Origin of the sequence: Pseudomonas syringae CC1557 (assembly GCF_000452705.1) — a bacterium.
Taxonomy (GTDB): Bacteria; Pseudomonadota; Gammaproteobacteria; order Pseudomonadales; family Pseudomonadaceae; genus Aquipseudomonas; species Aquipseudomonas syringae_F.
Window position 1 is genome coordinate 2,590,650 of record NZ_CP007014.1, and the last position, 17,829, is coordinate 2,608,478.

Genomic DNA, 17,829 nt, shown 5'->3' on the forward strand with positions numbered 1-17,829 from the left:
ATGAATATCCCTAATCTGATTACCGTACTACGCGTTTTACTGATTCCGATCTTCATTTTGTTGTTCTACATGCCTTATCACTGGAGCTACATGGCAGCCAGTGCAGTCTTTGCGTTCGCTGCGGCGACCGACTGGCTCGACGGGTATCTCGCACGTCGTCTTGAGCAAAGCACGCCGTTTGGCGCTTTTCTCGACCCGGTAGCAGACAAACTGATGGTGGCGGTGGCTTTGGTGCTGCTGGTTCAGGCGCATGCCAACCTCTGGCTGACGCTGCCTGCGGCAGTCATCATTGGCCGTGAAATCGTGATCTCCGCACTCCGTGAGTGGATGGCAGAGATAGGCGCGCGTGCCCAGGTGGCCGTTTCCAATATGGGCAAATGGAAAACTGCTGCACAGATGCTGGCTCTGGTGATCCTGCTGGGCAACCCGCCCGCCATCACCTTTTGGGTAATTTTCGGCTATGCATTGCTGCTCGTTGCAGCGGGGCTGACCCTATGGTCGATGGTGCAATACCTCAGAGCCGCCTGGCCGCATCTCAAGACCACTGCCGAGAAAAAATAAGTTTTTGAATCAAAGGCTTGACGTCGTTATTCGAATCGCTAGAATAGCGGCCTGTCATCGAGACAATGCGGGAATAGCTCAGTTGGTAGAGCACGACCTTGCCAAGGTCGGGGTCGCGAGTTCGAGTCTCGTTTCCCGCTCCAAATTTTGATCTACAGACTTCCATTGGCATCTGTAGGTCGTTGAAAAGAGAAGCTTCGGCTTCTTTTTTCGTTCCAGTAAAAGCCACGGAAATCCACCGACAGCCAGCGTTTTTGAGGCCAAAATTGAGGCCAAAGAATGCGGGTGGTACCGGTTCCGGGTTGTTGCTAGGGTTGGATTGGGTTGACCAGCAGCATTGAGCCTAAGTCTCACGACTTAGGAGTTCGATGATGGCACTCTCTGATCTGACCGTGCGGCAAGCCAAGGCCGCACAGAAAACCTACAGTATCCCCGACACCGACGGCCTTAGCCTGGTGGTCACCACCGTCGGTGGAAAGTCGTGGCATCTGCGCTACTACTGGCTCGGAAAGCAAAAGCGCATCTCCTTGGGCAGCTACCCCGAGATCGGACTGCGCGAAGCACGCGCCTTGCGTGATGAAGCCCGGGCGCTTGTGGCGAAGGGCATCAATCCCCATACAGAACGCAAACAGAAGCGACACGCTATCAAGCTGGCCTCGGACTACACGTTCAAGGCCGTCTTCGATGCTTGGGTCGAGCATCGTGCGAAGGAACTCAAGGAAGGCAGAAACAGCACGCTGTCGCAGATCCAGCGAGTCTTCGGCAAGGACGTGCTGCCCTGCCTTGAGAAGATGTCGATCTACGACATTCGCCGGCCTCAACTCATGGGCGTCCTGGCGCGGATCGAGCGGCGCAAGGCTTTCACCACTGCCGAGAAGGTCCGCACTTGGCTGGGCCAGTTGTTCCGCTACGCCCTGGTCATTGTCGAGGGCATGGAGGCCAATCCGGCCACCGACCTCGATGTGGTAGCCGAGCCCAAGCCACCGGTAAACCACAATCCCTACCTGCATCTGTCCGAACTGCCCGACTTCCTCCAGAAGCTCAGGCTCTACAATCCGCGTGGCTGGCAAACGCAGCTCGGCATTCGGTTGCTGTTCCTGACCGGGGTTCGTACCGGCGAACTGCGGCTAGCCACCCCGGATCAATTCGACCTCGACCGAGGTCTTTGGATTATTCCGCCGCAGATCGTCAAGCAGCTTCAGGACGAGATGCGCAAGGCGGGTAGGCGTCCGCAGGACATACCGCCTTACATCGTGCCCCTTTCTGTCCAGGCCATCGAGATCGTGCGCTACCTCCTGCGTGTAATGCGGCCTGCCCAAAAGCATTTGCTGGCGCACCGCAGCGAACTCAAGAAGCGCATCAGTGAGAACACCCTCAACGCTGCCTTGAAACGAATGGGCTACGAGAATCAACTGACCGGCCACGGCATCCGGGGAACAATATCGACGGCGCTCAACGAGATCGGTTATCCCAAGATTTGGGTGGACGCGCAGCTTTCGCACTCCGATCCGAACAAGGTGAGTTTGGCCTACAACCACGCCATGTATGTCGAGCCGCGCCGCCGGATGATGCAGGATTGGGCTGACCGTCTCGATCTGCTTGAACAGGGCCATGTGAAAGATGCCAGTGCACATCTCACCATCCATATTGAAGGGACGCCTGCGATGGCGGAAGAGCCGGCGGCCATTGCCGCTGCTTCCGCTAAAGGCGACGTGTTGTCCACGCCGATCGCTGTGGCACCAAGCACTAAAGGAACCACCTTCCAGCGGCTTTCGCAGGTGCCTCCGCCCCCCATTCGGACGCCGAAACCGGAAGCATCCGCAATCCAGCGCGAGCGCGAGGAAATGCTGGCCATGTACGAGTCGCCTAGCTGCCTGCCGGTGCCGCTGTTCGGCAAGCTCGCCGGTAAGTCCAAGGACCAGATCAACCGCGAGCTGAAGGCAGGCAAGCTGCTGTCCATCAGCCTGGGTAATCGGGGGCAGCGTGTTCCCGATTGGCAACTGGTGCCACTCAAGCACAAGCTGGCCCAGGTACTTATGAATCAGTGCCAAGGAGCTGACTCATGGGACCTGTACCGAATGCTGACTCGGCCGCACCCGGATCTTGGTAATTGCGCAGCGATCGATGTAGTCACGCCGACCAATGTTGTCGCGGTCGTTCGGACCATTATGGGCGGCCGACATCATCCAGATGCCTCCGATACCGTCTCACCGCAAGCTATCCCCGGGGGCGCGCGGCAGAGCATTCGCCGGATGAATGGTGCGGCTGTATTAGAAAGCGCTTGAATGCCAACGCTGCGGCCTGATGACCAGAGCGGGGCTGCCCATTGTCACCAGGTTTCGGGTCGGGGTCGTCTCCAGACTTGGCGACCTGTTGTGCTCTGGGCTCAAGCTACTCAGCAGGTACGTCGGTTTCCCCTGACGCTAAATTTTTTGGGTTGATCGTTTGTGGGAAGCTCGCTAATTGCAAATATGGGTGCTTAGGCGAGAGATAAATCGCTCCAACGGAGCCGACAGGGTGCCACTGTCGGGGCGAAGCAGATAGGTAGTGATCACTGCCGACTCCGCCGCCAAGGGACGGATTACCACATCAGGCCGTTGGCAGCAGGATGCGGCCCTAGTTTCCGTGGTGAAGCCGAGGCCGAAGCCCGCGCCGACGAGAGTGAACATCATATCCAATGAAGACGTATATTCAACGACATTGGGCTCGCGCTTCAAAGGCCGAAGGAAGCGCCTTAGTTCACGGTAATAGCCCTCGCAAAGCTGCGGGTCACATAAGACAAGTGGGTGGTTCCCAAGCTCATGAAGTGGGACCTCCTTATGGACTAACAACTCATGCCGAGCAGGTACCGCAATCACTAGCGAGTCTTGCCAAAGTGGTTCGGCAACAAAGTCATCATCAATCTCGGCCGTGTATGCCAAACCTGCGGTGAAGTCGCCTGACCGTAGGCCACGCAACTGCTCGGCCAAAGGAACTTCGGACAGCCTTATTTCAATCTCCGGTTCTTTTTCACGGCAATGGGCCAAGAATGTGGAAAGTCGCCGGTCAACTGCGCCATCGGAAATTGCGATGCGCAGATTACCTCTTGAACCGGCTGCAATGGCCTTGGTATTTTCTCGTGCCTGCTTCAGGACGGTGAATAGCCTTCTAGTGTCATGCAAGAACGCAGTGCCGGCCGCAGTCAGTCGGGTGCCTCTACGATCCCGATCAAAAAGCACTGCGCCCAATTCATCCTCAAGTTCCTTGATAGTTCTGGAAAGCGGTGGCTGCTCAATATGGAGACGGTCTGCGGCCCTTGTAAAGTGCAACTCCTCAGCCAATACAACGAAGCAGCGAAGGTGTCGAAGTTCCATTAATTGCTTGCTACTTATTGTTTCGAATTGATGTGTGATCTGACTGCCAAGCCTCGTCAAGATCGGTGTCGAAGAAGATTTGGGTGCTACTTGTTTATTGCTTTGCCTGATTTGTTTGCGGAAAGAATTTATTCTCCAATAATGAAATTATTGACATGCATCTTATAGTCACTCCTGCCTTTGAGTGGCTTGACTTACAGTTGGATTATGTCCAGCTAAACGACTATTTTATCCGCGCTGGAACTATAGTAAGTCCCTATCTCATATTTCCATAGTGCATCTGTACTATTGATTAGGTAGTAGGAGGATGTGGATGAAACCATTTCGTAAATCATTATGAGGGCGTCTGTGCCTCGGTTAAAGCCACACCATACCTTGTTCGCATAAACAGAGGTCCATAGGCGTTCACTGAACGAAAAATCGTCTACGCACTTTTGAGCCGGTAAGGCGCGCCGAACATGCTAGTTCGCTTCTGAAGCGCGTACCGTAGGGAGGCCTGGCAAGCAGGCGTATTCCCCTGACGGGGCGAGGACGATTGATGAATCAGAAAGTGAAGACCGTGGTGATCGTGGCCGGATTCATAGCCGGCTTGGCACTTTCAACCAGCGCGTTGGCGCAGGCGTGTTGCCCAGGCGATGGGCATACCATTGCTGCGACCACTGGCTTGGGTCAAAGCATGCCGCCGGCGACCAACCTTGCGGTCGATCCATCATGGCGGGTCTATGCGTTTCGGCGCGATGGCGTGGAGTATCTGCAGGTCAACGATACCAAGGGCGTTGTGCGCGCAGCCCTAGGCCACATCAACGAAACGACGTGGGTCATGCCCATAGGTACGGACGTGAACCGCGTCACGATCACCTCCAGCGCCAATGACAATTCGGGCACTTTGATCTATCGATCGGGTCCGATTGCCATCAGAGTCTTGCAGGCAGCGCAGGGCAATTCCTGGGTATTCACGACATCCGAGAACTGATGCGATCTTGAACGGGTTCTGAGATAAGGAAGCTCAGGCTCAACGCATGGCGGCGGCGACAGGTGCCGCCATGCGTTGTGAGCCTGTCCAAAAACTCACCCTCCAGCGTCTCGTCGCCGCGCGGGACCGCATCGAGCACCGATGCGTCGGCGATGAGTTGGACGGCGACGCCCAGCCGTCCGCGCGACTGCCAGACCCGTGCTTTGACCAGATGCCGCCGTGCTAGCGGCAAAAACTCTACCGCGTTGAGCAGGCAGCGGTACGCGGCAAGCTGCAGGCCGACCGACATTCTTCTTGGATCCCCAAGCAAGCGGCAGCGAAACTCCGTGTCGCACTTGTTTGCGAGGGATACCGAAGCCAGCACGTGGTAGAGACCGTGCGTCTCGATCGCCAACGGATAGAGTACCTCGACATAGTTATCCAGCAACCGTGCCTGGATCAACCCGTTGCGGGTCATCTCCATCGCCGCAGCATAGTGGCCGCGTGTGCGCAGATACGTTATCGCGTTTCGGCGCAACCTGTTGAGCTGGACATTTATGTCCGTGTACTCGGCAACGCGGTTGCGCATTGCACGTTCGGAGGAGAGGTAGCCGGAATGGGCCATCTGTAGCGCCTGATCCCTGGATTGGCTGAAACTGCGGGCGTTCGCATACGCCGCCGAAAGTTGCGTACCGAAAGCCACCAGACCTATCGCGACGGCGCTGAGCAGCAACTGGACATTGAAGACATCGGCACTGAAGTACCCGTCGATACTCACCTTGGGCAGCGATAGCGCCACAGCCACGTTCACCACCACGATACCGAGCGCCGCACCCCGCCAGCCGTGACGCAGCGTCAACCCGATAGCGGGTGAGATCAGCGCGAGCATGAGCAATTGCTTGAGCAGCACGTCGGTGGACAAGGCGATCGCCACGAACAGCGCGCCGACCGCGGCAAGCGTCCAGACTGCGTGACGCAGAAGCGCTGCCGCTTCTTTTTCGCTCCTTGGTCGACGTTGCCAGAGCAGTGCCGGCAGAAGCAGCATCAACATGCCGAGAAAATCGCCCAGGGTGTACTTCACCAGCGTTTGCCACACCGCCGACACTTGAGGCCCGCCGAGGACGGCGTTGAAGGCCAGGCTGCAGCACGATCCCCAGATTGCCATCATCAACGCGAGCGCGAGGAGCCAATGGTTCTTGTGGGTTAGATTGGGAATGTGGCTGCGGGCGATCAGCGGCAGCAACGACACGATAGGCATGTAGAAAAATGCGCTGACGTAGGCCCATGCTAGGGTGTAGCCACGCACTTCCACCATTGGCACGCGGAGCATCAAGACGGCGGCGATGTCACCGATCAGCAGGTAAGGCCATTGGCGCCATGGCATCAGCAGCAACGTCACCAGCCTGAGCCCTGCGGGTAGATACCACTGATCGACGGACCAGCGTCGAAGCAGAAGAAACACAGCGCAGTAAACGATACTGAGCAGACATCCCCTTGCGAAATCCTTTGCAGCCATGTGCCCTTCCCTGGTACGGATACAGAGTAACTATAGAAGCCACTCCGACACGGGCGGTAGACAATTGCCCCGGTACCGTCATTGGTTACGAGGCGACCACCTCAAATAGGCGGCGGCTCGATAGCGGCACGTGTCGGGGCTCAGCGATGGTGCTGCTTTTATGTATTGGTGTCAGCGCGAGCGCACCAGCCGGTACTGGCGACGATCACCGTAGGCTGGTCCCTGCGTCTCGGTATTGGCGCATAGACGACCCTCGCACAGCGTCACGTCGGCTGCGTTGTAAGCACGCAAAAGCTCGGCGCGTAGTTGGTTGTCGCGGATGTCCTGCCGGTACTGCATAAGTAGCCAGCCGCCGCCAGCGAGCAACAGCAGCAAGCTCCCAAGCGTGATGGCGGCGCTCTTCCACAGCAGCAGGCGTTGCATGCGCTCGACGTGCTTGAGTTGGGTGGACAACGACTGCGCGCCCTCGCTGATCAAACTACCCGCGTGCTGCAGCCGCTTTTCAAAGCCGGCAACGGACTCGTCAAGGCCATTCTGCACCTGGCGAATCAAAGCATCCGGAACACGCTGCAACGTCTCCTGCACCGAACGCACGGTCACGCCCGGCAATGATTGCGTGACTTGTTCGAGGTGCTGTATTAGTCGCTGTTGTTGTCGATTGAGGTCAGCGCAGCTGCGCTCGAACTGTTCCATCAGCGCAGCGGCCTTGCTCGCCAGCGCCAGCGTGTCGAACTGGTTCATCATGATTCCTAGAACAGGACGTATGGACGATCAGAGACTGCGCGCACCGATACGCGGCGTTTCCTGTTGCTGCCTTTCAACCTGTTGCCGTTGAGTCTGCAGTGTTTGCTGCGCCGCCTGGTGCTCCTGCTGGTTCACCGTTTCGATCGCTTCAGCGCGCAGCGCACGACCAGGCTCGGCATTGGCCAGTTCCTTCGTCATCTGCCGGAACTGGCCCCGGTCGCCGCTCTGCGCGGCGGCCAGCATTCGATCCAGGAAGGCGCCGGGGTCCTCGTTCAGCGAGACATGCGCCTTGGGCTGCGCCGCCACGCCCTCGGGTACATTCAGCGGGGTCTGCCAGCCCTGCGGCGCGGTGCCGTGCTGTTTTGTGTCGTTCAACTGCTGCATATGCTCGGGCCAGTTGGGTACGCCAATGATGTTTCGCCCGGTGCCGGGCGGGAGGGGACCGCGCAATTCATCGACACCATCGAGGATCAAACCTTGCCAGCTGCGTGCGCCTAGTGTCACCCCGGTGCGAATCGACGCCACGTCGCCGCGGTATTTGTCGATCATCGGCGCATAGTGCTGCGCCAGTTGCTGCGCCGCTGGGTCTTCCAGCACCGAGCGATCCTGCTTGCCGTCGCTGTCCACTGGAAGGAAGTTATGTATGCGGTGCGAATCGCCTAAGCCTATCGCCGCTGCAAGCGGATTGCGCAGGTCGAGCGCGCTGTGGCTGTTGGCGTAGCCATCCCGCTCCAGCGTGGCGATCTCCTTAGGCACGGCATAGATCCGCACCTCGCCGTAGTGCCGGCTGGCCGCGCTGACCGGATCTCCGGCCATCACGTGATTGATGACATCGTGGCCGCCTTCGGGAATGCGCCGGTCCAGGCTGACCGCACCGTAGGCATTGAAGGTCTCCCCCTTTAAACCGAAATGGTGTGCCGTGATCTGGGTCAGGCCACCGCCAAGGGAATGGCCGGTGACGGTGACTTCGGGCCGATGGCCAGCACGCTTAGCTTGATGCTCCGCCATATTCATTGCGTGCCGGGTCAATTCGATAGCATCTGCTGCCTGCGCGTTGTGACGCGTGGCGACCATGCCACCATCCGCTAATAAACCATCTTGTATCGGCTGTCGGCCGAACTCACTACCGCGGTGCGCGACGACGATTTCGCCGTTGTCAACTCGCTGATAAATGATGCCTTGGTAGCCCGAAGGGCTATCCACATATTCGAGGCGTTTATACGAAACGCCGCCGATGTTGACGGGATTACTGCGCTCACCGACTTCTCGCGGCTTGCTATAGACATCATCGGCGAGCGCCGCATACTGCTGACTTGTTATGCTCATGGCGTTTCCTTGGTGGAGACGACAGTTACTTTAAACAGCTGGTTGCGCAATTCCTCCTTGAACCGCGATGGATCGGAGTAACCCGTGTCGGGGTAATTATCCATCTCGTCTTTTGGATATCCCCCTGACCAAAAATAGGTGACGCTAGGAACTGCGCTATAAATTTCCTCCTTGAATAGTCCCGGTTGAAACCGTGTCTCTTCGTGCTTTCCAGTTGCTCTCAACGTAATTGCGACTCCACTCAGCTCGAAATGACACACGCCTTTTCCGTAATAGTCGGAATCAACCATGCCATCGGCATAAATCGTCGCCACATACGTCGTTTCATTGGTTTTTTGAAAGCGCATGGGAATTCCATCTTCCTTCGACTTGCTCCACACACCCTCGATCGGCTCCATTGGCGTACATTGTTTATGGTTGGTCATCTGATAAAGCGCCGCGGCATCCACGAATCCAAACGGCCCCGGCGCATTCTCGATAGTCATCGTGATCCGATACGCCTGGGTGGGATGAGGATTTTTGCGGTAGATCGGATCGCCATCGGCGTCTGTCTTGCCAGGAACAGCATTCATAGGGTTACACCCCGCCAAGAAAAGAAAGAGAAGAACACCGGGAATATGAATTTTCATAGGCCGCCTCACACGACCAGCGTGCGTTGCGCAGCCTGTTGGGCCGCGGGGATTTCTTTGGCTAATTGCCGGCATGCGCGCTGGATGTTGATACGCTGCATGAGCAGTGCAACTATCAGAAATGCGAACAGCGTGCCGGTTTCAGGCACCCGCATTACAACAGAAAGTGAAATCGGAAGCGCAAACGCGCCAATGGTTAATGGCAACATAAACATCGTCGCGATCATTAGGCTCCATATCGATTTCCACAATTGCTTGGATTCCGCAGTACGCTTGCTGTTGGATTGTAAGCACTTGCAGACAAGTGCCGCCTGCACTGTGAGCCTCGACAACATGACCACTACCGCAACGTGCAAAAGTGCGCTCAAGCCGGCTACCCATTGCGCCAAAACGAATGAGATGCCGCTGTATAGGCTGTAAGTCAAGGCCGTCATGCAGGCAGTCAGAGACACCGACAGAATGACGGTGGTGAACAAGATGTAGATACGCTGAATCGATTGTTCCCAATCTGTATGTCGAGACGTGGCTTTCTGCGCCATCAGGTTTCTCCTTTACGCTGCGCTCAGAATGTGCGACTGACGGAATTTAGTGGCGTCCATCAATTACTAGAGAGGCCGATGGTATAGAAGAGGAAGAGCATGTTGTATGGGCTGAATTCATACTAGACCGCCGGTCTGAGCCAGTGACTGAACAGCCACCACGTACAACAAGAACGTCTCGAGAAATCCACGCTTTCTCATGACTCTCCCTCTTTGGGCAGGGTTTAGTGCCTTTGTCTATTTTGTATATCTTCTGGACTTCCTCAATCTGAGGTGCGATGTCATGTCTAGTGCCAAGCAAGACCAGTAATTAGTACTTCTGGAAAATTGGCTCCGAGCACGCTGCATAGATTACTCTGCATTCACCGCCATTCTCCTGCGAGCAAATACGTTCCACCTCCTTTTTAATGCTTTCAGGCGATGCTCCTGTTTTAATATGCAATGTCCCTGCTGACGATCGGCCATCGCGATAAGGCTCCGCAACGGCAGCGCATTGGTTTTCATAGGCCACCCAATCTCGACAGTCCTTTCCTCCTGCCTTGACACATCCAGCAATCGCATCTTGCTGCGCTTCGCTCTTAGATAGTTTTCCAATGGAAACACCAAGCGCTCCTACATCGGATTTATCAATTGAAACGGCACCCCAAGTTTTTATCCACTTGCCACTTGGGCGGGACTGCTGCTGAATAGGATTTTCTTGAGGGATTGGCGCGCATGCAGCAACGCCCTGTCCGCCTATTGGGTATTGTCCAGGTGGACAACCCTGCTCAGCCATCGCAGAGGACGCAAAGATAAACAGTAAAAAGGAAAGCTTATCCCATCTCATATTCATAACGCCTATCTAAATAATTAACTCTAACTCAAGCGCTACCGCCTTCATTTTTTATAGCATTGCCACGAGAGCCTGCAATTTGAGTTGGCTGCGAGTTTCCCGTTGACCCGATTGAGCGGGTTGAGTGTTGAGGGGCGGCAGCAGATGCGCGATCATCAATTTGATTGGAATTTCTAGCAATTTGCTGAGGAACATACGACCCCGCTGGCTGCCCCTGCGGCCCAGGGGACGAGGCTGCGCCATTATTGAATGCAGTGTAGGCCATGAACGTCCCCATCTGTCCCTGCCAGACTGCAGCCACCATTCCTGGCACCGTGACAATCACCAAGGTCATAATCAATCCAATCCCGCCTTGCTGCAAGGCTTGCGAAGACAATCCTTCCGCATTGTTCAGCGTGATGATTTTCGCCGCCCAATAGGCGGCGGCCGCCTTCGCGGTGAATTTTAGTACCATGCCAGTGACTACTGACAACATCGACATCGAAAACAGCGTGCCGATCACATAGAAAAGCCACCGTTTGAACAGGTCTTTGGTCTGATCGAACATCAGGAACAAGATGAAGATCGGGCCGATGCCGATCAGGAAAGCCATGGTGAACTTGAACAGCAGAAGCATCGCGCCGGCCACCATCGGCGGACCGGCGGTGCCGAAGCCCGCCATGAAGATGGCCCGGCCTTTCTTTTCCAATGCTTCGGGATCGTCGTGTACGACATTCACCGCATCCAGGGCGGTCAGCGCAATCTGCGTATAGGCCAGGTTCTTGTCTATCGCTTCGGCGGAACTCTCTTCCTCGCCCGTGAATAGCTCGTGGATCTCCTTGTCCAGATTCTGGGTCGCTGTTTGTATGGAGGAGCCATTGGCGCCTACTGCGGAGGCGAAGGTCACTATGATCACGATCTTAGCCGCCTTGGTCATCGTGGTCAGTGCGCTTTCGCGCGATTGCCCGGTTGCGATGCGATAGCCCAGCAGTAGTACCCACAGCGTGGTCGCCGTCAAGGCAATCGCGCTGACCCACTTCATGGCGCGGCCCATCACCTCGAAACCGAACTTGTCGATCTCGTTGGTAAAGTAGTTGTTGACCAGTTTGAAGAAAACGAAATCGCCGATGTTCATGTCCGCCATGGGCTGCAACCAGCTCATCGCTCCGTGGAAACTTCCGTCCATTGCTGCCTGCCTGTTTGTCGTGGTGGGACTCACGCGTCCCGGCGAATCAGTTCTCTAGTGCTTTTGCCAACGTGGCTGCTTGCACGATTTGTCCCAACGGGGCAAGCCAACCGGTCTTGTCGCCGTCCAGAGCCTTTCGAGACAAACGCGATTGGTCATCCTTGAGCGAGACGATGTAGTTGTCGTACGCTGTCATCTGGGCCTGCCAGTAGTCCAGGTCCATGGCGTTCTGTGCCACGAAGCGGTGGACCTCATTGTCGTTTGCCGCCAGGGCGCCCTGGCTGGTACCGCCGCTGTCGCGTTGCGCTTCCACCTGCTTGTTGAACTGAGTGTTTCGCTGGATCAAGCGCTTGAGCATGCGCACCGACTCGTTGTACTGCGCATTCTGGGCCAGCACCATGCGTGCGCAAATCTTGAGCTGTTCCTCCACCATGTCGCCTTCGTAGTTGGGGGCGAGCGACTTGAACTTATCCAGCAGGCCTTTGAGACCGGTGGTTTTGGCGCCTGGGCAGGTATCCCTCAGGCCGTAATCCTGCGGGCGTTCCTCAAAATTGTCCGGCATGGTGGATTCGCCAAGATTCAACCGCGGCAGCGAGATGAGCTGCTGCTTATAGTGCCCCAGCTCTTGCGTATACTGCTTGCGCGTTTCATTAAAACGTTCGGCCTGCTTTGTGTATTCCTGTGTCGCCTTTCCCATGGACATGTTGTCATTGACGAGCACCTGGGCGTTGGCTTGACCAGCGCAGAGCCCGCTAGCAAGCAACAGGCCGACAACGAAACGTGAAAACAGAAGGCGCGGGCGGCGGGAATGTTCAGTCATGACGAGCCTCAACGGTCTTGTTCGTACAGGTGGATGGCGGGACAGTAATGCGGAACCAGACGGCGCTGGCTGGCGGGCGATGAGCCTGCCAGATGGAGAAGGCATGTGCGGGATACGAGGAGGGCGTGAGTCGGGACGGCGCGAGGCGGTTTCGTTCATGCACAGATGCCCGAGCGGGCTGTTGGCCCGCAAGACATCGGTAGGTTTGGAGCCTGCTGCGGCCATCGTCCTTATGTGCAGTTGAGGCAGGTTGGCCAAACTCTGGCATAGACGAGATCAAATTTCCACTGCCGGCCACCATCGGCCAGTGTGGTCATCGCCTGTCGCTTGCCAATTCAAGGATATGGCGGGGAGGGTAGGAAAAATCTGACACGCCGCCACGGCAGTTTCCGGCCCGCCGCAAGGTGTTCGTTGCGCAGATCGGCGCACTGGACGATCTGGCTGACCGGCTCCCTGAGCAGATCGCGCAAAAAACGAAACGCGTAGGCCCAGATCCAGATCCAGATCCGGGCCAGAGGCGTTAGTGGACGCGCAGATATGGGTTGTTCGGCGGAACCTCATCAAAAAGATGCCTGGGATCTTGTAACAGGTAGCCGTGCAGCCGCCGTGATTTGCGTGGTCCGATGACATCGCAGGTCCAGATGTTCAATCCATTGTCTTGTTTGCGGTGTAGCAGCAGCTTCTCGAAGTGCTTCTGTACCCATTGCCATTCCTGCACGTTCTCCTGCTTAGCCAGAGCAGCGATCTGCGGGTGTTCCTGGGCATAGCGCTGGAAGACACCGGGACTGACCAGGTAAGCGGTATCGGCGACCGTATGCACCAACGCTTTGGCGTCGTTGATGATCAGCTTGCGTGATTCGATGCCTTGCTTCAGCCAGGCAATGAAGTGTTTGGGGGAGGGCAGTGCTTGCGACGGCTGGCCTTCAGCTGGGTCGGGTGTTTGCCTCTGTGTGGCGGTGGATTCCGCCTCGCCTGGCGGCAGGCTGGCAGATGCATCTTCGACAAGAGGCGTTGCCGGAGGAGACGGATCGCTGATCAACGACAGCAAGTCTTCCATCGCATCGACTTGAGCCGACGCGAGGTCGGCGAGTGTCGCTGAAGCCGCGTCCACAAACGAAGGGGGGCCGACGGGAGCGGGCGAAGGGGCAGGGGAGCCGCCGTTCTCCTCGATTGGTTCGCTGCCCGATGCTTCTTCGACGACGGTGCCACTGAAGGGCTGTGGGCGTTCTGCGGCTTCCCAGATCAATGCCGGGGCCAAGCGCAGCAGCGTGAAACTGTGCGACCAGCCGGTCTCGCTGGTGACCGTGGCTTTCCAGATGGCTTTGCCTTCCGGCGTTGCCTGGAGGATACCGTGGTCTTGCAACACATTGAAGACGGCGGTGTTGTTTGAAGGAATGCCATCGATGCCCTGCGCCAGCAAGTGTGCGCGCAGTTTGTCGGAGACGGTCTTGCTGACGAGCCACAGCGCATCGTGCGTCAGCCAGCCATCTGACGCCTGGGGCTGATTGAGCTTCAACTCTTCCTTGAGCAGGTAGCGCAGGCCGTCCAGCAGCTTGCGCTGCAAAGCATGCTTCGGTGCGGCCATCGCCTTTGCCGGATCACCTCCCAGTTCCTGGGCTACGGAGGCACGGTCGGCCTTCTCCACCAGTTCTCCGAGCACCCCGGCGTGCTCGTACTGTCCTGCCATGATGTACAGCAATGCAGCCCACAGCGATGGGAAGCCGCTGAGCCAGTCAAGGATGAAGCGATCAAGCACTTGGTGGTACAGCAGGCCGGTAGCTGCACTGTGCAGTCGGTACTCGCGATCCTCGCGGTAGCGGAATCGGTAGGGTTGCTTCAGCGGACCGTGCCAGGGGTGCCAGACACTGCCGTCGGCATGCTCTACATGTAGATCAACAGCGATCTTGCCGATGTCGTGAAGCAGTGCGGCGTAGGCGGTTGCCGCGGTCCAGGCTTCTGCTTGAGCGGCCTGGTCTTCGGGTGTTGTGCCAGCGGGCAGCAGATAGGACTGCCGCAGCTTGAGCGCGTAGGCAACGATCTCAAGCCCATGGTCGAGCATGCCGCCATGGTAGGCATGGTGGTGGCTCTCGGAGGCGGGGAATTGCTGCACAAGCGCGGCGTAGCGCTCCAAGGGCTTGCGGTACAGCGTGTCAAACTGCTGGCGAGACAGCGAAGTGCGCTGCCAAATGTGTTCCAACAACTTCTGACGGCGCGGGGTTGCTAGCAGAGACGCGGCCGTCTCCGGCCGTGTCAGCCCTTTCGGGAGGTCGGTGGCGGGTGCTGCCGACGGAGCGGTAGCGACCGAGGCCTGTTTTCGCCGGAACAGGGAGAGCATATAGGTGTCCTGGTGGTGGGCCGACCGGGAGGCCTTTTAGCCTTTTCGAGGTAGGGCCTTTCCCCTTGCACCCCATTCCCTTGCCTTTTCTGCCCTTGGGCCTTTAACCGTTTCGGTATAGCGGGGCATAGGTTGCGGTTCCAGCGTCAATGTGGAATCCGTTCGTGTGGATTGGGCGGTCAGCCTACGCTGCGCGGACGCCATTTCCGCCACTTGTGTTCTGGTAAAGGCGACAAAGTTGACAAAGTTGACATGTGAGACTAATGTTCGGTCTACCTTACATCGCCTGGAGATGATCATGTCCAATGCCGTCGAACTCATTGCTGACCGTCTGCCGCGCGTCACGAAGGAAGACGTGCGCCGCTTCGCCGCCATCGTCGATATCCGAGATGTCGGGGCTTTCGCGGCCGAGTTGCAGGCGTTTGTCCACGAGCGTGTAGAGGCGTTGGAGCTTCCCGCTCGCCTGGAGATGGAGACCATGCAGCGGACCTTGGAACGTAAGGCGTCCACGCTGCGCGCCGACAAGCGCTGGACACCGAATGAAACCGAAGTCCAGCGTGGCCGCACCGTGTTGTTGGAAACCTTTAACCAGCCGCATAACGTGCCGATCCCCGAATTCGCCAAGTTGGCGGACAAGTCGCGTCAGCAGATCTACAAGGACATCCTCGCCCGTCGGTTGCTGGCACTGAATGTGGGGATGCGCGGCCAGAAGCTGCCCGACTGGCAACTTGACCCGGTGAGGCAGCAGTTGACCCAAAGCGTGCTTCAGGAGGTCGAGGGCATCGACAACTGGACAATCTACGGTGCGCTGTCCGAACCGCTTGAAGGGTTGGGCGGGCGTTCGCCGGTGGATGCGGTGACGCCAGACTCGATCGACGTCGTAGCTGAGGCCGTGTTCAACGTGCTGGAGCATTGCCCTGTTCGAGCGCGCTGAAGCGAAGGTCAGGGTCATCAAGGATATCGACCTCATTGACCATGTGGACTGGCCGCGTTTCGTTGCCACCTATCGCATCGGCGTGTTGCTCGACCCGGCCCGGTGGAACCGGATGACGAAGCGTCCTGAAGCAGCAAGAGAACACATTGAAGCTCCAAGCCGAATGAATAGGACCAAGCTGGAATAGGCATTCTCGTGTAGCAGGAGACGACTATGAACACGACAACCCGCATCAGTACCGCAGAACGCCTCGGCCGCAGCGTTGGCCGTGGATGGCGCGCCTATGCGCGCGGCGAGCGACGGTTGTCGGGTTGGCTCGCCTCCAAGAGTTTGCCGATCGTTGGAGCCAGCTTGGGGTTGTGGGTGGTCAAGCTGGCTGTGCTGGGACTGCTGCTCTACTTTGCCTTCTGGTTCGCAGTCGTGGTGCTGGGCGTGATGGCCGCGGGATGGGCTGCGGCCGCCAATACTCCGGATGAGGAAGAGTGGCCTTTCACCGACCTCACCGAACTGCGAAAGACTCCTGGCTACGATCCGAATCTGTACAACGACACGTCGCACGAGTTGTACACCGACGATTGATCGCAACCGCAACCGCGCTATTTCAGCTTGCCCCCAGTGAGTGCCCCAGTGCCCTTGCCACCCGCTTGACCTGCGCCCTTGCTGCCATCTGAGAGTCCTTGGATGGCATGTCCGGCCCGAACCCCAACCCAGGTGAGGCTCGCCAGCCAAAATCCCGGAAGGACTAGGAACATTGTCCCTGTGACGAAGTTTAGCAGCATGTCGCCGAACGCATTGTTCAAGCCCACCAGCGGATCGAAGTTGTTGTGCGGCCGGTTCCAGCCCCAGCCCCATCCATAGAGCGCATCGAGGATGGTGCTGTCGATCCAGCGACCCAACTGGAGCCAAAAATCGATGAAGAACAGCGCGAACTGCACGACGCTGATGGTGACGACGGTCTTGAGGTCGTAGGTGCCCACGACCAATACTAGAGGAATGCAAATCACCAACGCCATCTTGAGCAGTGCGAGCACCATGGGCAGGGCCTGGCGCACCACGTCCATTGCGGGGAATGCTGCGATGCCCCCAACGGCCATTCCCACGTCGCCTGCCGCCCGCGTCACGATGTTCGGCAATGTCTTGTCGATCTGACCACCGTAGTCCGTATAGACCGAGCCTTGATTGAGTTTCTGCTGTCGCGGCGAGGCGATTGCACGGATCACCGAATCGTCCACGTCGGCGCGGCTCAGGAACCCAGCCCAACCCGCCAGCCGCGTGAGTAGGTTGGGGTCCACCTGGCCCAACAGCCGCGCCCGCAGGCCGTTGCTGCTATCGGCCCACCATTGCCGGCAGTTCGGGTAGCCGCCGCCGCTAGACACCTGCGCAAGCCCTGCGTCACGGTTGCTGTCGTAGGGCCAGTCCTCGCGCGGGGTGCTGGCGCGATAGCTGTCGTAGTAGCCGGCTGTATCCGTGAAGAAGCGTGAGCCGATCCACGTGACATCGTGCATCTGCTCTTCGTTAAGTTGCGGGCGCTGCATGAACAGCTTGGCACGGGCCGGCCCGTAGCAATCGTGGGTGAAATCCGCCACTTCCTGGGCCAGCACTGGATCGTCGATGCGCGTGGCGTCGATTTCGATCCGCATCTGCCTCAGATCGGTCCCGCAAGGAATTGCCGCAACAGAAGCGCCCGTGACAGCGCGCGAAAGCGCATGCATGAAGGCCCACCACACCGGCAACTTCGCGCTTTGGTTGTTGAGGGTCGAGAAGGACTGCGACCAGCCTGTTTCGGAAGGCTGCGGCACGCTGACTTGGCACTGCGCCGAGCGCGAGCTGTCGTACTGGATGGTGTTCAGATCCACGTCGATAAATGGGATGCCGGCGAACATTACCACCACGATAGCGACGAACACGCGGTTCTCGATACGCGCAGCCGAGAGCACGCCCTTGTTGCCTTCGTCGGCACCTTCCGTGCGCGCTTTGAGCCATTCCTGCACGATGATTGCCACAAAGGGCAGCGCAAACACACCGCTGGATACCAGCACAGCCCAGATCCCGTTATGGATGATCCAGGACACCAGCGTGAGGTAGTACTCCAGGTAGTCGGTTGTAAAAAGCGTCATGGCCTG

At 57.7% G+C, this 17,829-nt stretch carries 16 protein-coding genes and 1 tRNA gene; 6 read left to right on the top strand and 11 right to left on the bottom strand.

Going from position 1 to position 17,829, the window contains the following annotated elements:
- The 3 genes from pgsA to N018_RS11820 all read left to right on the top strand — a co-directional run bounded on the left by pgsA (position 1) and on the right by N018_RS11820 (position 2,846).
- On the top strand, positions 1 to 561 hold the full coding sequence (gene pgsA, locus N018_RS11810) for a CDP-diacylglycerol--glycerol-3-phosphate 3-phosphatidyltransferase (protein ID WP_007249427.1): 561 nt from the start codon (positions 1 to 3) through the stop codon (positions 559 to 561).
- Between the two features lie 67 nt (positions 562 to 628).
- Positions 629 to 704 (top strand) — tRNA-Gly (locus N018_RS11815).
- A 228-nt stretch (positions 705 to 932) separates the two neighbouring features.
- On the top strand, positions 933 to 2,846 hold the full coding sequence (locus N018_RS11820; protein WP_229631349.1) for a tyrosine-type recombinase/integrase: 1,914 nt from the start codon (positions 933 to 935) through the stop codon (positions 2,844 to 2,846).
- A 174-nt stretch (positions 2,847 to 3,020) separates the two neighbouring features.
- Here N018_RS11820 and N018_RS11825 read toward each other — a convergent pair whose 3' ends face one another.
- Complete coding sequence (locus tag N018_RS11825; RefSeq protein ID WP_003474182.1) at positions 3,021 to 3,914, bottom strand: LysR family transcriptional regulator; 894 nt, start codon at positions 3,912 to 3,914, stop codon at positions 3,021 to 3,023.
- A gap of 538 nt (positions 3,915 to 4,452) precedes the next feature.
- On the opposite strand from N018_RS11825, the gene N018_RS11830 reads away from it, so the two are divergent.
- Entirely contained in the window at positions 4,453 to 4,887 is a 435-nt protein-coding gene (locus N018_RS11830) for a hypothetical protein (RefSeq protein WP_025389676.1), read from the top strand.
- Here the strand turns inward: N018_RS11830 and N018_RS11835 are convergent.
- The 9 genes from N018_RS11835 to mobH all read right to left on the bottom strand — a co-directional run bounded on the left by N018_RS11835 (position 4,868) and on the right by mobH (position 14,772).
- Positions 4,868 to 6,382, bottom strand: a complete 1,515-nt coding sequence (locus N018_RS11835) for an MASE1 domain-containing protein (RefSeq protein WP_025389677.1) — start codon at positions 6,380 to 6,382, stop codon at positions 4,868 to 4,870. The two genes, N018_RS11830 and N018_RS11835, sit on opposite strands and share 20 nt — an antisense overlap.
- 171 nt (positions 6,383 to 6,553) lie before the next feature.
- Positions 6,554 to 7,123, bottom strand: coding sequence for a hypothetical protein (locus N018_RS11840; RefSeq protein ID WP_025389678.1), 570 nt, complete (start codon positions 7,121 to 7,123; stop codon positions 6,554 to 6,556).
- A gap of 30 nt (positions 7,124 to 7,153) precedes the next feature.
- Entirely contained in the window at positions 7,154 to 8,452 is a 1,299-nt protein-coding gene (locus N018_RS11845; protein ID WP_025389679.1) for a lipase, read from the bottom strand.
- Positions 8,449 to 9,081, bottom strand: coding sequence for a hypothetical protein (locus tag N018_RS11850; protein WP_038401209.1), 633 nt, complete (start codon positions 9,079 to 9,081; stop codon positions 8,449 to 8,451). The genes N018_RS11845 and N018_RS11850 overlap by 4 nt, the downstream gene beginning before the upstream one ends.
- Before the next feature lie 8 nt (positions 9,082 to 9,089).
- Positions 9,090 to 9,620, bottom strand: a complete 531-nt coding sequence (locus N018_RS11855; RefSeq protein ID WP_025389681.1) for a hypothetical protein — start codon at positions 9,618 to 9,620, stop codon at positions 9,090 to 9,092.
- Between the two features lie 310 nt (positions 9,621 to 9,930).
- Entirely contained in the window at positions 9,931 to 10,452 is a 522-nt protein-coding gene (locus tag N018_RS26410; RefSeq protein ID WP_229631358.1) for a DUF4189 domain-containing protein, read from the bottom strand.
- Positions 10,453 to 10,480: 28 nt separating this feature from the next.
- On the bottom strand, positions 10,481 to 11,617 hold the full coding sequence (locus N018_RS11865; RefSeq protein ID WP_025389683.1) for a type IV secretion system protein: 1,137 nt from the start codon (positions 11,615 to 11,617) through the stop codon (positions 10,481 to 10,483).
- Positions 11,618 to 11,663: 46 nt separating this feature from the next.
- Positions 11,664 to 12,437 (bottom strand): hypothetical protein, encoded by a 774-nt coding sequence (locus N018_RS11870; RefSeq protein WP_025389684.1) that lies wholly within the window; start codon positions 12,435 to 12,437, stop codon positions 11,664 to 11,666.
- A gap of 520 nt (positions 12,438 to 12,957) precedes the next feature.
- The gene (gene mobH / locus N018_RS11875) at positions 12,958 to 14,772 is read right to left on the bottom strand and encodes a MobH family relaxase (RefSeq protein WP_025389685.1); all 1,815 of its coding nucleotides are present in this window, start codon (positions 14,770 to 14,772) and stop codon (positions 12,958 to 12,960) included.
- A 298-nt stretch (positions 14,773 to 15,070) separates the two neighbouring features.
- On the opposite strand from mobH, the gene N018_RS11880 reads away from it, so the two are divergent.
- On the top strand, positions 15,071 to 15,706 hold the full coding sequence (locus N018_RS11880; protein WP_025389686.1) for a hypothetical protein: 636 nt from the start codon (positions 15,071 to 15,073) through the stop codon (positions 15,704 to 15,706).
- A gap of 213 nt (positions 15,707 to 15,919) precedes the next feature.
- On the top strand, positions 15,920 to 16,285 hold the full coding sequence (locus N018_RS11885) for a DUF3742 family protein (RefSeq protein ID WP_025389687.1): 366 nt from the start codon (positions 15,920 to 15,922) through the stop codon (positions 16,283 to 16,285).
- Positions 16,286 to 16,302: 17 nt separating this feature from the next.
- On the opposite strand, the gene N018_RS11890 is transcribed toward N018_RS11885, so the two are convergent.
- Positions 16,303 to 17,823, bottom strand: a complete 1,521-nt coding sequence (locus N018_RS11890) for a conjugal transfer protein TraG N-terminal domain-containing protein (protein ID WP_025389688.1) — start codon at positions 17,821 to 17,823, stop codon at positions 16,303 to 16,305.
- Positions 17,824 to 17,829 lie beyond the last annotated feature (6 nt).

Coding starts and splice junctions, on each gene's coding strand:
- N018_RS11855 (WP_025389681.1), bottom strand. CDS start 9,620: ATGGCGCAGAAAGCCACGTCTCGACATACAGATTGGGAACAATCGATT.
- N018_RS11890 (WP_025389688.1), bottom strand. CDS start 17,823: ATGACGCTTTTTACAACCGACTACCTGGAGTACTACCTCACGCTGGTG.
- N018_RS11880 (WP_025389686.1), top strand. CDS start 15,071: ATGTCCAATGCCGTCGAACTCATTGCTGACCGTCTGCCGCGCGTCACG.
- N018_RS11825 (WP_003474182.1), bottom strand. CDS start 3,914: ATGGAACTTCGACACCTTCGCTGCTTCGTTGTATTGGCTGAGGAGTTG.
- N018_RS11850 (WP_038401209.1), bottom strand. CDS start 9,081: ATGAAAATTCATATTCCCGGTGTTCTTCTCTTTCTTTTCTTGGCGGGG.
- N018_RS11840 (WP_025389678.1), bottom strand. CDS start 7,123: ATGAACCAGTTCGACACGCTGGCGCTGGCGAGCAAGGCCGCTGCGCTG.
- N018_RS11870 (WP_025389684.1), bottom strand. CDS start 12,437: ATGACTGAACATTCCCGCCGCCCGCGCCTTCTGTTTTCACGTTTCGTT.
- N018_RS11865 (WP_025389683.1), bottom strand. CDS start 11,617: ATGGACGGAAGTTTCCACGGAGCGATGAGCTGGTTGCAGCCCATGGCG.
- N018_RS11885 (WP_025389687.1), top strand. CDS start 15,920: ATGAACACGACAACCCGCATCAGTACCGCAGAACGCCTCGGCCGCAGC.
- N018_RS26410 (WP_229631358.1), bottom strand. CDS start 10,452: ATGAATATGAGATGGGATAAGCTTTCCTTTTTACTGTTTATCTTTGCG.
- pgsA (WP_007249427.1), top strand. CDS start 1: ATGAATATCCCTAATCTGATTACCGTACTACGCGTTTTACTGATTCCG.
- N018_RS11845 (WP_025389679.1), bottom strand. CDS start 8,452: ATGAGCATAACAAGTCAGCAGTATGCGGCGCTCGCCGATGATGTCTAT.
- N018_RS11830 (WP_025389676.1), top strand. CDS start 4,453: ATGAATCAGAAAGTGAAGACCGTGGTGATCGTGGCCGGATTCATAGCC.
- N018_RS11820 (WP_229631349.1), top strand. CDS start 933: ATGGCACTCTCTGATCTGACCGTGCGGCAAGCCAAGGCCGCACAGAAA.
- N018_RS11835 (WP_025389677.1), bottom strand. CDS start 6,382: ATGGCTGCAAAGGATTTCGCAAGGGGATGTCTGCTCAGTATCGTTTAC.
- mobH (WP_025389685.1), bottom strand. CDS start 14,772: ATGCTCTCCCTGTTCCGGCGAAAACAGGCCTCGGTCGCTACCGCTCCG.